A 12,484-nucleotide genomic window follows, 5' to 3' on the forward strand; every position below is an offset into this window, starting at 1 on the left:
TAAAACCGATAGTACCCATCATTTTACCATAAAAATGGTGTTTTAATAACTTCGTTTCGCTATAAATCGAGCAATATCGGCTAAATTCCGTTTAGCGGGGATATTGGGTAACCGATCCAGAGCTTTCAAAGCCTTCGCTATGTATCTGTCCGCCAACTCCTCGGCGATCTTAATGCCTCGACTGGAGCGCACAAGCTTCACCGCAGCCGCAGAATTAACGGGTCCCTCGTTATCGCGTATGAGACCGATCTCCTTAAGAAGTTGTTCGCGCAGGCCTTCTTCCTGAAGAGCATAAAGTACAGGCAAAGTAATGTTCCCTTGCCTCAGATCGTTGCCCGGCGGCTTGCCGATCGCTTTCTCCGTTCCGCATAAGTCTAGCAGATCATCGCCAATCTGAAACGCCATCCCCACGTTATAACCGAACCTGTAGAGTGCATGGGTTATTCTAGCAGGCGCATCCGTCGCCATCGCTCCAAGCTGACAACTGATCGCGATGAGTAAAGCCGTCTTCCGCCTGATCCTTCGCAAGTAATTGCGCACGCTCTGTTCAACGTTAAAGAAATCGCGAATCTGCTCCATTTCACCGATACACATTTGAACGATTGAACCGGACAAAATTTGATGAATACGAGGTTTGTCCAGCTCCGTTATGACCGTCAATGCTTTAGCGTAAATATAATCGCCTGTAAACATGGCAATCCGGTTGTCCCACTTCGACTTCACGGTTAACTGTCCGCGCCTTGTGTCGGCATCGTCGATCACGTCGTCATGCACCAAAGTTGCCATATGAATTAATTCGAGAGGAACGGCCACTCGTTTAAGCGTATCCATCGAATAGGTTCCGAACTTGCCGGATAAAAGCACAAATACAGGCCTGATCCGCTTGCCTCCCGCCTTCAGCAAATGCAAGGACGTTTCGCTGAGAATCGGCAAGTCTGAGGTTACGGTTTGGGCCATTTGGTCTTCGATAGCTTGTAGATCCGATTTCATTGCGGCATAAAGCTGCATTAATTTCATAAATTCACCTGCGGTTGGGTAGGTTATCGGGAAACGCGTAAGCTTGGCAATTCCGAGAGTTGCACCTCGTCGGACATTAGACCTAACTCGCGAGCGTACTGAAAGTATAGCTGTAATCCGGCCTTTTGCTCCGCACCGAAATCATGACACAAATGTTGAAAATAATTATGCCAATAAGGAGATGTGCCGCCAATTTGGTGCAAGGCTTTGGAAACGATGGGCTCGAGGTCGTCCGTAGATTTTCTCTTGCTCTCCAGCAATCCATTGTAAATACTTTGGAGCGCTTCGGGATAGCGATGAGCGGTTTCCCTATGGACTGCCCATAACGCGTAAGTCATCCATTGGCCCGTCCATAAGTTCCATACTTCTCCCAAATCCAAAACACGATACCCATGCTTCAACCAAGAAGCGCGAATCGCATGATCTCCGATAAGCAAAGCCGCATCCGCATTTTCAAGCATACTTTCCAGAGAAGGCTCGGCATCCTCATACGTCGGTTTGCCTCCGTAGAACTTCTCCATAATGATTTTCAGTAAATTCACGGACGTTGCCGACGTTGTCGTTAGAGCGATTTTGCCATGGATGACTTTCTCCAAAGGAGATTTCAAAAACAATAATATCGATTGAACGCGGCCAAAAGAGCTGACCGATAAGTTGGGAAGCAAATAATAAGATGCCGAAGATATGCCATAAGCATATGAAGAAATCGCAGCTATATCAATCTCGCCTGCTCTAAGCTTACGATTGAGAGTCGCGGGCATATCCGAATGAAGCTCCGTTTGAAAGGGAAGTTCCGCAGGATCGAAATGATGAAATACGGGCCATGCATTCGTGTATGAAATACGACCGAGTTTGATCGGCCGCGGGAGGCCATTACCCATTGGATTGTCCCCATCTTTTATATAGATTGTGTTCGATACCCATGCTGTCCATGACTTTGCCGACTAAGAAGGAAACGATATCCTCGATCGACTGGGGTCCATTATAAAAAGCGGGCATCGCCGGAATCATCCGAACGCCCAAGCGAGCCAGCTTTAGCATATTTTCCAGATGGATCGCATGAAGCGGCGTCTCTCTAGGAACCAGCAGCAAAGGCCGCCCTTCCTTAAGCATGACATCCGCCGCGCGAGTCAGTAAATTCGTTGATGCCCCATTGGCAATAGCCGATAGCGAACCCATGGAGCAGGGAATAATAACCATGCCGGCGCATCGGAAGGAGCCGCTGGCGATGCTTGCCCCGATATCGTTAAGAGGATGATAAGTCATCCGATTCTCCGATAACGCGGAATCAAATGCCGTGTTTAGACATTCAACACGACGAGCGGCATCCCAACCTAATTCTTCTTTAAGCACCCGCCAGCCTGCGTCCGTGATAACTAGATGCAGATGAAAGCCGGCAGCGAGCAGTTGCCGGCATAATGTGATTCCGTATATGGCGCCGCTCGCCCCCGTGATACCGACAACCCATCTAGCAGGTTCCGCCGACTTCGGCGCCTGTTCCGTTACCCTCGCCACGTCTTCATCACCACCAGGTCAATGAACGTGAAAATGAATATGACTGCGCTTAACACGCCGTTCATCGTGAAAAAAGCCGCATTCAGCTTGCTTAGATCATTGGGTTTAACCAATCGATGCTCGTACAGCAACAAGGCAGCGGCAACGATCATTCCGGCAAAATACCACCAGCTGAGATCCGTCATGATGAGCAATAACGCAAAGCCCGCAGCCGTTAATGCGTGAAACATCCGAGCAATTCCGAGTGCACGCGCGATCCCGAACTTTGCAGGAATGGAATGAAGACCTTCCTTACGGTCGAAATCGACGTCCTGGCAAGCATAAATAACGTCAAAGCCTGCTGTCCATAAAGCTACTGTAACGTAAAGAATGACGGATGTCCACGTCACGCTCCCCGTTACCGCAACCCATCCCCCTAGAGGGGCTAAACCAAGCGTCATGCCAAGAATAATATGACATGCCCAAGTAAATCGTTTGGTATAAGAATAGAAAACAAGGAAAAATACTGCCAGAGGCAGCAACTTCACGGATAAGCTGTTTAACTGAGAGGCTGCCCAGAATAACAAGATTAAAGAAACGACAATAAAGATGAGTACGTCTTTGGATTTCAGCAGTCCTGCAGGAATCGCTCTCATGGCCGTTCTTGGGTTGCGGGCATCGATCGCTTTATCGATAACCCGATTTAACCCCATCGCGGCTGTGCGCGCCCCAACCATTGCGAGCAGAATCCATCCGCATTCGCTCCAGTCCGGCAGCCGTTTCTCCACCGTCACCGCGCCTAGAATGGCGCCGACGAAAGCAAACGGAAGAGCGAACAGCGTATGTTCGAACTTGATCATTTCTAGAAAAACGCGAAGCTTGGAAATCATAGGACGTCATTCCCCTTCGTTCCGATGTGCAGAGCCGCTACGCCGCCCGTAAGCGGATAGGCTTTCACGTTGCGCATTCCGACGTCGCGGAACAGCTCGGCAAGCGCCTGCAAGTCAGGAAACGATTCCAATGATTCCGGCAGCCAGCGATATTGTTCAAATCTCTTGACGAACCATTTGCCCATCAAGGGCAGCAGCTTCTCGAAATAGAAATAATAAATGCCTTTGAAGGGCTGCCAATCCGGCTTCGATAGTTCCAGGCAAACGATTTTCCCGCCCGGTTTAACGACCCTTTTCATTTCCTTAAGCGTCTTGATGATATCCGGTACGTTACGAAGCCCGAACCCAATCGTGACGAAGTCAAAAGAGTTATCGGGAAACGGAAGCTCCATCGCATTGCCATGGACGATCGTAATCTGATCGCCGAGGCCGAGCTTATCGATCTTGGCTTGACCGATGTCCAGCATATTGCGGCTGAAATCAAGGCCGACCGTGCGACCGTTGCCGCTTGCCTTGGCGAGCGCGATCGTCCAATCGCACGTTCCGCAGCAGAGATCGAGCGAGGACTGGCCAGGCTTGACTTCCATCTTGCGCATCGTGAAACGTCGCCAAGCTTTGTGGCGCCTGAAGCTGAGAATGTCATTCATCATGTCGTATTTAGGCGCGATGCTTTCGAACACCGCATGAACGTGCGTTTGTTTAGAATCCGTGTCCATCATGATAGCTTATCCCAGCTCCTTCAAAGCAGTTACCCGTTGCGGACCCGTTGCTTGAAGAAACGGTTCGATCAATGGCTGTAATTCGCGCAATAACTTGTCCGATTGAAGCCGTTGGAGCAGCGTTTGGAGTTGTCCCGTGGATTGGCGAAGCAAAGCTCCAAGCTTATCCGCAACCTCGTATTTGTGCAGTAGCGATTTAATGAGGCTCAGGTCTTCTCCCCGATTTCCTAGAGCCTGACGGTCTTCTTCCGTACCTTCCTGAAGGACGTGCCACACGCCCCAGCTGCCCTCTAGCGCCGAGAGCTTCTCGACTCTCCGCAGTTCCTGGAGCAGCATCTCGCAACGGCTAAACCGTTCAACAAGCTCAGGCCAAAGACGTTCGTACAGTCCGCTCATAAAACCGGTAAACGAAAGGAACAAGCCTGATTTAAGCGCCACGCCGTAATGAAGATACTCCTCCGCGTTCAGCTTCATTTGCTTCATCTTGGCATAGAAATTCATTTTAATCCGGTTAATATCGCACACCGCTTCGCTGATATGGCGAATGGACTCAATTTGTCCGGCCTGCGATAATAAGTGATAAAATCGGCTGCTGAAGTAGTCTCCCGCGAGCACTTTCAATTGCTGCGCCCGCATGCCCAACATTCCGCCCTTCGCGGTATTTGGTTCGTTATCGACCATATCGTGCGTGTCGAGTCCCATCTGTACGAGGGATGTAACGAGCGACAGCAGTTCCTTCTGCGATGCCGCGGCAGGCTGGTGGCTTAATACGGCGTATAACAAAGAAATCCTGCCATCCGGAAATTCTGGCAACTCCGTATGCAGGCTAATCATTTCATGATTCATATACTTATTGGCCATCTGGTTAATACGCATTCTAGTCATTTCTTCGCCTCCGAACATGCTGCCAGGCACCTTTAACTTTCTCGGGTTTCATTTCGTTTATTATAGCATATCCGAGGTGGGCTAGCATAAGCCGCGGACTTTGTTCATCAATTCGCAAAATTTGCGAGCCATCTACGACCCGAAGGGGATACAGATAGCCTAATTTTGGAATTCGAGTTGACATCCACCATTAAATCCGATAGCCGCAATTCGGTCAATTCCTTGTCCGTCCATTCGTTCTTGCGGGTTTCCGCCGCCATCAACAACGTGCGTTGTTCTCCCTTATCCTTAAATACCCGAATAAGCAACTGCCTGACATTATGCATTTCCGCATACGAGAAAATAATGAGCTGCCCCATATCCTCCCACACTTCATCCGGCACCGTGCCCAGCAAGTCGATTGTCAGAATCGCATGATCCCATCCGACCTTCGTCAACTGGTCTTGCAGAGGAAGCTTAGAGAGCGCATCCACCAAATTATCATCCGTCAGCCATTTTACTTTAGCAGGCTGAAATACGGCAACCGCTTGACGGCGTTGCTGCAGCCCATGCTCCATAGCAGGCAATTGACTGAGCAAGAGTAAGACCATTATTCCGACTGCCAGCAATACGCTCCAATGTCTCCACTGGACAATGGGCATGGCGATTCCCCCTTCCTGAGAGACCCCTCCTTACCCATTGTACAAATAAAAAGGGCAGGCTATGCCTGCACTTCTTAAGGTAAATTCTGCTTACGCATCCGTTTCCAAGTTTCCGTGTTTCGTCAGCACGGTCGCTTTGCCCCTGATTTTCATCGCGGACGTATGATCGGTGAACTGGACGATTAATACTTCGCCCTTATCGAGCTTCTCCGTATGGTGAAACTTCGTATCCTGCCCCCGAGTCAATCCGATGACTTGCACGCCGTTGTCCTTGGCTTTGATTACGATATATTCTTGTTGTCCCGCATCTACCATAGTCATAGAACCTCCTTCTTTGAATTCCATGATGAAGGAAAAGGTAGAGTGCTGTCAAACAAAAACTGCTTCCCCGCTTAAAGAATGCGAGAAAGCAGTCTACTGTTATGTAATGGTCGGAACGGAGAGATTCGAACTCTCGACCTCACCCACCCCAAGGGTGCGCGCTACCGGGCTGCGCCACGTCCCGAATAATTTACGAGAGTGATTATAGCACAGCCTAATCTAGCGTTGCAACCCACTTTGCAAGATTGACCATGCAAAGCCCATTACTTATTTAATGCCTTCTTTAAGCGCTTTACCCGGCTTGAATGCGGGGATTTTCCCGGCCGGAATTTCGATTTCCACACCGGTTTGCGGGTTACGTCCTTTACGGGCGGAACGTTCGCGCACCTCAAAGTTACCAAACCCAACGAGTTGTACTTTGTCTCCGCCTTGCAAAGCTTCGGAGATAACGTCGAAGACGGCGTCAACCGCTTGCGTTGCGTCTTTCTTGGACAAGTCGGCCAGTTCGGCCACTTTGGCGATCAATTCGGTTTTGTTCATAGCATTCACCTCCCACTACGATACGATGGCATGTTATCTGTTTATCCGTTTCAACAGAAATTATACACCCCGACAGCGGGAAGTTTCAAGCGGGGCGCGAATTTCAACGTTTCGGGTCATGTTTTTCTGCGATTCAGGTGGATGAACGTGACCGCAAGCGCAAGAACCAATACGGAGCCTTTGATGATATCGGTTCTATAATAATCCACATTCATCATCGTCAATCCATTGACGAGAACCCCCATGAGCACAGCCCCGAAAAAGGTCCCGATAATATTAGGGCGGCCGGCCGCGAATACCGAATAGCCTACGAATACGGCCGCTACGGATTCCATGAGCATTGGCGCTCCAGCATCGATTTGACCCGATCCGATACGCGACGCGAACAGAATTCCGCCGATCGATGCGAATATTCCCGAAGCAACGTAAGCCAATGTCCGAACTCGTTTTACTTTTAATCCGGATAGCCTTGCAGCCTCTTCGTTGCCGCCGGTCATAATCATTTGCCGCCCCCATCTCGTATATTTAAAGAAAACGTGGGCGGCAATAACGGCGAGCAACATGAGAATGACCGGGAACGGAACGCCTAACAGCTTGCCTTGCCCTATCCACAAGAAGCCCTTGTCCATGACGCCTGGCGCGGTCGTTCCATCCGGCAAAGGCATATTGTTGTAAATCGAATACCCTTTGGTGTAGGTTTTGTGAATCCCGTTAACGATGTACATTACCGCCAAAGTCGCCAACAAGTCCGGTATTCGTATTTTCACGATCAATAAGGCATTTAATAGACCAACCACCGCTCCTACGGCAATAGGCACGATCAGAACAACGACTAACGGCATTTCGTACCAAACCATCAAGGTTGCCGTTAATACCGTGGATAACGATACGGTCGCGCCGACGGAAAGATCGAATCCATCTACCATTAAAGATATCGAGACTCCTATGGCAACGAAAGTCACAATGGAAATGGAACGAAGAATGTCGGTTAAGTTGCTATAGGTGAAAAAATACTCGTTTCTCATCGAAAAAAACAAAATAACTAACCCTATGAAGATTAAAGCTCCATATTTGAACGTAAACGGCAGCAAATGGTTTTTCAAGCTAATACCTCCCGGCCCGCGCTCGCGTAATACAATAAATCTTCTTGCGTGGCTTCTCCGCGCGCGAACGATTTTACGATAACGCCGTCGCACATAATTAGGATGCGGTCTGCCAATCCAAGCGCTTCCGCAAATTCGCAGGTTAAATATAGAATCCCTTTGCCCTGCTGCGCAAGCTTGCCAATGATTTGGAATATATCTCTTTTGGCGCCTACGTCTACGCCTTTAGTAGGCTCGTCGAATAGATACACTTCCGTATCCGTGCCAAGCCATTTGCCGATCGCCACTTTCTGTTGATTCCCCCCGCTTAAATAGGCGGTTAGCTGGGAGACGGTCGGCGTTTTGATTCCGAGGCCTACGATTTGCGTATTGGCAAAATGGCGCTCCGCCGTACCTGAGAGAAACCCAAGCCTGCTGATCGACTTTAATATCGGCAAGCTTAGGTTGTGCAGGACGGACTCTCTTACGAGTATTCCTTCCTTGCGCCGCTCTTCCGGAATAAGCGCGATGCCTGCTTGCACCGCATCCGAGGGGCTGTCCAACCGCACTGGCTGCCCTTTAATAGATATCGTTCCCCGATCGGCGGGATCGGCACCGAATAATACGCGGGACAGCTCTGTTTTCCCTGCACCGACCAAACCGACGACCGCAACGATCTCGCCGCGCCTGACCTCAAGATCGACTCCACGAACTCGGCGACCGGACTCTAGGCCTTTTACGGTCAGAACAGGCTCTCCTATTGCGGCAGGAAGCTTCGGGAACTCTTCTTCGAAGCTCCGTCCAAGCATAGCTTGTACTACGCCTGTCGCATCCATGTCCTCCGTACGTTCCGTCAGTACCCGTCCGCCGTCGCGCATAACCGTAATCCGATCGCAAATACGAAACACTTCAGGCAACCGGTGAGAGATGAAAATAACCCCGATCCCCGCTTCCTTCAAGCCCTTCATAATACCGAACAGCTTGTCCGTTTCCTCAAGGCTAAGCGGAGCGGTCGGCTCGTCGAGAATGACGAACTTGGCTTCTTCAGCAAGCAATCTGGCGATAAGCACTAATTGCTTCTCCGACAAGGTTAAATCTCTTATTAAAGCACGCGGAGAAACGGTTAATCCAATTCGGCTGAGCACCGCTTCGGCTTCTTCGTGCAGCTTCCCCCATGTGAGCCAAGCTTTTGTTTTCGAGGTTGCCAGCCTATCGAGAAAAATATTCTCGGTCACGCTTAGGTGGGGAACAAGACTCGTATCGACTTCCTGATAGACGCAATGGATACCCGCGTCTTTCGAGTCGGCCGGTGAACGGAATGAGTAAGAAGTGCCCGCCATTTCAATGATGCCTTCGTCCGCTTCGTAAGCCCCCGATAATATTTTCATTAACGTGCTCTTGCCGGCTCCGTTCGCTCCAAGCAATGCGTGGATTTCTCCGCTGCGTACGTTGAAATCGACGTTATTTAATGCCGGAACCCCCGCGAACGATTTCGAGATATTCCTCATATTCAGTTCCGTCACCGTTGTTAGCCGCGTCATTGTTAACCCGTCCCCTTTCCCAACCGCTAGCCGATGAAATCGGGTTTTGACAGCAGGAAACGGCGCGGTTAATATCCGCGCCGCGCCATGCCATGCCTGCCTTACCCTGCTTCTATCTGATTATTTCGCGCCAACCGAGGCTTCCAGCTCTTTCAAGTAATCCGTGTTGCCGAGATCGCTGCTGCCCCAGCCTTTAACATACTGGGAAAGCTCGGCGGTCGTAATCACTTTATCTTTCGGAAGAGCATCGCGGTGAACGAATACCGGTTCTAGTTGTACAACCGGGTCCGTCGTATCGCCGTGGAACTTCTGATATAAGTATCTCACTTGTACGGTGCCAATGGAAGTAGGATCAACCGCAGCCGATGCTACCCATGGGCTGGTCGGATCTTGAATGAGTTTCAGATCCTCGTCGCTCAAGTCGATGCCGTATACTTTGATCTCATCGCGTCCGGCTTGTTTGATCGCGTTAGCCGCGCCTTTGGCGAATTCATCCCATGATGCCCAGACTGCCGTGATGTCGCCTTTTTTCGGATGCTGCTTCAATACGGCTTCCAATTTATTTTGCGTATCGAGCTGCGGGTTGCTTGCATCACCGAAAGCTGCGATTTCTTTAATGTCCGGATATTTCTCGATGAAAGCTTTGTACGAAATTTGACGGCTCTCCATCGGAGGGAAACCGGCAACCCATACTTTAACGATGTTGCCTTTGCCGCCAGCCTCTTCGGCAAGCTTCTCCAGCGTGAATTCAGCAAGCTGCTGATCGTTCTGGGCAAGGTTCGTAATGCCTTCGAAAGCATTCAGCCCGGAGTCAAACGCCACGATCGGAATACCTGCCGCTTTGGCGTTATTTAGTCCATTGGTCAGAGCTGACGCGTCGCCGTGGTCAACCAGAATCCCATCGAACTTCTGATTGATCGCAGAATCGAGATTGGCAGCCAGCTTAGCCAGGTCGTTATCGGAAGACAATACGGTAACTTCTCCGCCGAATTTTGCAACTTGCTTTTTAACCCCATCCACGTACTGTGCGGAAAATGTACCTGTGTTAAAACGCATAACGAGTGCGATTTTTTTGCCTTTTAAGGAATCTACCGCCGAAGCGCTTTCCGATGGTTCCGAAGATGCGGAAGCTGTTGCGGATGTCGTCTCCGATGGCGATTCGGAAGCCGGTGCGGAGCTCTCGGCGTTATTCTTTTCTTTGTTGCCGCAAGCCGCAAGCACCAATACCAGTACCAACGTCAGTGCGAGCCATGTTCCTTTGAAACTTCTTTTTGTCATCTCTCTCTGCCTCCCAATTATTGCACGCTTAATTTGATATCGTTACTATAAGCATTTATTCCGAGTATGTCAATCGGTTTTTAATGAATTTATAGGATTTATAGAATTTACTTTGAACCGGCACCCATCAGGGTCTGGGCCATCCATCATTTTAGGGCATTTCCTGTCGAATGACAATATCCATGTCGTTTTGTTTCTTTTTTCGACATTGCGGTAATGGGGAGTTAATCGATAAAATCGAGTAATTCGTTCGTAATAGGGGCAACGGCGGGGAGTTAATCGATAAAATCGAGTAATTCGTACGAAACAGGGGCAACGGCGGGGAGTTAGTCGATAAAATCGAGTAATTCGTGTGAAATAGGGGCAACGGGGGGGAGTTAATCGATAAAATCGAGTAATTCGTGCGTAATAGGGGCAACGGCGGGGAGTTAGTCGATAAAATCGAGTAATTCGTGCGAGGCGAAGTCCACGGCGCAGCAGTGTTTACTCGTCGAAAAGTGGCTCCATTTGACGGTATTCTACGCAAAAAACACAAAGCGCTTGGAGGCTGTATCATCCACCTGAGCGCTTTGTGTTTTTATAAAACATTACAAGATAATCGCGATCAACCCGCCTGAGCCTTCGTTAATGATGCGTCCAAGCGTTTCCTGCAGTTTGTAACGGGCATTGTCGGGCATCATCGCTATTTTACCTTGGATACCTTCTCTGACGATCGAATGCAACGAGCGGCCGAAGATGTCGGACTCCCAAATTTTGATCGGATCCTTCTCGAAATCCTGCATCAGATAACGGACGAGCTCTTCGCTTTGCTTCTCCGTTCCGATGATAGGCGCGAATTCGGATTCGACGTCCACGCGAATCATATGGATAGACGGTGCCGTCGCTTTCAGCCTGACGCCGAAGCGCGACCCTTGCCGAATGAGCTCGGGCTCGTCGAGCACCATCTCGGCAAGCGAAGGAGCAGCGATTCCGTAACCGGTTGTCTTAACCATCTCAAGCGCCTCAGCGAAGCGATCGTATTCACGCTTCGCGTGCGAGAATTCCTGCATGAGTTGAAGGAGATGGTCCTTGCCGCGAATCTCGGTTCCGACCACTTCCATGAGGATTTTATCGTACAGTTCGTCTGGTGCGTACAGATCGATTTCCGCCACGCCCTGCCCCATGTTCATGCCGCTCAGTCCGGCACGCGCGACAAAGTCGTATTCCATGAACTGTGCAACGACACGCTCTACGTCCCTTAAACGGCGAATATCCTTGACCGTTTCGCGTACCGAATTCTCATAACTCGTGCGCAGCCAATGCCCTTCGCTGAGCACCATGACCCAACTCGGCAGATTGACGTTCACTTCGTGTACCGGGAACTCGTACAACACTTCCCGCAGCACGCCCATGACCTCTTCTTCCCCCATCGACGCGGCGCTAACCGCCATGACGGGGATATCGTATTTAGCGGCCAATTCATTGCGGAGATTCTGAGCTTCTTCGCTCTTTGGCCGCGTGGAATTTACGATTAATACGAACGGCTTGCCGACTTCCTTCAGTTCATTAATGACGCGCTCCTCCGCATCGATGTAAGCGCTGCGTGGAATTTCCGCGATCGTACCGTCCGTCGTAACGACGACGCCGAGAGTAGAGTGCTCTTGAATGACCTTACGCGTTCCAATCTCTGCCGCTTCCTGGAATGGAATCGGCTCTTCGAACCAAGGCGTTGTAATCATACGCGGTCCGCCTTCGTCCTCGAAGCCTTTCGCTCCCTCTACGGTGTACCCGACGCAATCCACGAGGCGGACGTTTACTTCCAAGCCTTCCGCCACTTTAAGCTGTACCGCGTTGTTCGGTACGAATTTCGGTTCGGTCGTCATGATCGTACGCCCTGCAGCGCTTTGCGGCAGCTCGTCGATCGCGCGAACCCGATCCGCTTCATGCGCAATATTAGGTAAAACGACGGTTTCCATAAACCGTTTGATAAAGGTCGATTTGCCCGTACGGACGGCACCAACGACCCCGAGGTAGATATCACCGCCGGTGCGTTCGGCGATATCTTTGAAAATGTCCACTTTTTCCACTGAGATTCCC

13 protein-coding genes and 1 tRNA gene are annotated in these 12,484 nt (G+C 50.3%); all 14 read right to left on the reverse strand.

Annotation, left to right across the window (positions count from 1 at the left end; translation table 11 throughout):
* Positions 1 to 42 precede the first annotated feature (42 nt).
* Complete coding sequence (hepT, locus tag K7P76_RS05120) at positions 43 to 1,017, reverse strand: heptaprenyl diphosphate synthase component II (protein WP_232184055.1); 975 nt, start codon at positions 1,015 to 1,017, stop codon at positions 43 to 45.
* Between the two features lie 23 nt (positions 1,018 to 1,040).
* Positions 1,041 to 1,898, reverse strand: a complete 858-nt coding sequence (locus K7P76_RS05125; RefSeq protein WP_232184056.1) for a menaquinone biosynthetic enzyme MqnA/MqnD family protein — start codon at positions 1,896 to 1,898, stop codon at positions 1,041 to 1,043.
* Positions 1,891 to 2,532 carry a UbiX family flavin prenyltransferase gene (locus K7P76_RS05130; protein WP_232184057.1) on the reverse strand — a complete coding sequence of 214 codons (642 nt, stop codon included), beginning with the start codon at positions 2,530 to 2,532 and terminating at the stop codon, positions 1,891 to 1,893. The genes K7P76_RS05125 and K7P76_RS05130 overlap by 8 nt, the downstream gene beginning before the upstream one ends.
* Complete coding sequence (locus K7P76_RS05135; RefSeq protein WP_232184059.1) at positions 2,520 to 3,401, reverse strand: UbiA-like polyprenyltransferase; 882 nt, start codon at positions 3,399 to 3,401, stop codon at positions 2,520 to 2,522. Before K7P76_RS05135 ends, K7P76_RS05130 begins: the two co-directional genes overlap by 13 nt.
* Positions 3,398 to 4,117: a demethylmenaquinone methyltransferase gene (locus tag K7P76_RS05140; RefSeq protein ID WP_232184463.1), complete on the reverse strand. Its 720-nt coding sequence runs from the start codon at positions 4,115 to 4,117 to the stop codon at positions 3,398 to 3,400. Before K7P76_RS05140 ends, K7P76_RS05135 begins: the two co-directional genes overlap by 4 nt.
* 9 nt (positions 4,118 to 4,126) lie before the next feature.
* Positions 4,127 to 5,005, reverse strand: coding sequence for a heptaprenyl diphosphate synthase component 1 (locus tag K7P76_RS05145; RefSeq protein ID WP_232184060.1), 879 nt, complete (start codon positions 5,003 to 5,005; stop codon positions 4,127 to 4,129).
* A 107-nt stretch (positions 5,006 to 5,112) separates the two neighbouring features.
* Positions 5,113 to 5,646 (reverse strand): hypothetical protein, encoded by a 534-nt coding sequence (locus K7P76_RS05150; RefSeq protein ID WP_232184062.1) that lies wholly within the window; start codon positions 5,644 to 5,646, stop codon positions 5,113 to 5,115.
* A 90-nt stretch (positions 5,647 to 5,736) separates the two neighbouring features.
* Positions 5,737 to 5,967, reverse strand: coding sequence for a trp RNA-binding attenuation protein MtrB (gene mtrB, locus K7P76_RS05155; RefSeq protein ID WP_232184064.1), 231 nt, complete (start codon positions 5,965 to 5,967; stop codon positions 5,737 to 5,739).
* A gap of 107 nt (positions 5,968 to 6,074) precedes the next feature.
* Positions 6,075 to 6,151, reverse strand: a tRNA-Pro gene (locus K7P76_RS05160).
* 83 nt (positions 6,152 to 6,234) lie between these two features.
* Positions 6,235 to 6,507 carry a non-specific DNA-binding protein Hbs gene (gene hbs, locus K7P76_RS05165; protein WP_232184066.1) on the reverse strand — a complete coding sequence of 91 codons (273 nt, stop codon included), beginning with the start codon at positions 6,505 to 6,507 and terminating at the stop codon, positions 6,235 to 6,237.
* A gap of 116 nt (positions 6,508 to 6,623) precedes the next feature.
* Positions 6,624 to 7,610, reverse strand: a complete 987-nt coding sequence (locus K7P76_RS05170) for an ABC transporter permease (RefSeq protein WP_232184068.1) — start codon at positions 7,608 to 7,610, stop codon at positions 6,624 to 6,626.
* Positions 7,607 to 9,130, reverse strand: coding sequence for a sugar ABC transporter ATP-binding protein (locus K7P76_RS05175; RefSeq protein WP_232184070.1), 1,524 nt, complete (start codon positions 9,128 to 9,130; stop codon positions 7,607 to 7,609). The genes K7P76_RS05170 and K7P76_RS05175 overlap by 4 nt, the downstream gene beginning before the upstream one ends.
* Before the next feature lie 120 nt (positions 9,131 to 9,250).
* Positions 9,251 to 10,408: a sugar ABC transporter substrate-binding protein gene (locus K7P76_RS05180; protein ID WP_232184072.1), complete on the reverse strand. Its 1,158-nt coding sequence runs from the start codon at positions 10,406 to 10,408 to the stop codon at positions 9,251 to 9,253.
* Positions 10,409 to 10,995: 587 nt separating this feature from the next.
* A complete protein-coding gene (gene spoIVA / locus K7P76_RS05185) occupies positions 10,996 to 12,474 on the reverse strand; it encodes a stage IV sporulation protein A (protein WP_232184074.1) in 1,479 nt (492 codons plus the stop codon).
* Positions 12,475 to 12,484 lie beyond the last annotated feature (10 nt).

It is taken from the genome of Cohnella silvisoli (assembly GCF_021190915.1).
GTDB lineage: Bacteria > Bacillota > Bacilli > Paenibacillales > Paenibacillaceae > Cohnella > Cohnella silvisoli.

Bases quoted from the DNA above. Each gene is read 5' to 3' on its own strand.
- hepT (WP_232184055.1), bottom strand. From the start codon at position 1,017: ATGAAATTAATGCAGCTTTATGCCGCAATGAAATCGGATCTACAAGCT.
- K7P76_RS05125 (WP_232184056.1), bottom strand. From the start codon at position 1,898: ATGGGTAATGGCCTCCCGCGGCCGATCAAACTCGGTCGTATTTCATAC.
- K7P76_RS05135 (WP_232184059.1), bottom strand. From the start codon at position 3,401: ATGATTTCCAAGCTTCGCGTTTTTCTAGAAATGATCAAGTTCGAACAT.
- K7P76_RS05140 (WP_232184463.1), bottom strand. From the start codon at position 4,117: ATGGACACGGATTCTAAACAAACGCACGTTCATGCGGTGTTCGAAAGC.
- K7P76_RS05145 (WP_232184060.1), bottom strand. From the start codon at position 5,005: ATGACTAGAATGCGTATTAACCAGATGGCCAATAAGTATATGAATCAT.
- K7P76_RS05150 (WP_232184062.1), bottom strand. From the start codon at position 5,646: ATGCCCATTGTCCAGTGGAGACATTGGAGCGTATTGCTGGCAGTCGGA.
- mtrB (WP_232184064.1), bottom strand. From the start codon at position 5,967: ATGACTATGGTAGATGCGGGACAACAAGAATATATCGTAATCAAAGCC.
- hbs (WP_232184066.1), bottom strand. From the start codon at position 6,507: ATGAACAAAACCGAATTGATCGCCAAAGTGGCCGAACTGGCCGACTTG.
- K7P76_RS05175 (WP_232184070.1), bottom strand. From the start codon at position 9,130: ATGACGCGGCTAACAACGGTGACGGAACTGAATATGAGGAATATCTCG.
- K7P76_RS05180 (WP_232184072.1), bottom strand. From the start codon at position 10,408: ATGACAAAAAGAAGTTTCAAAGGAACATGGCTCGCACTGACGTTGGTA.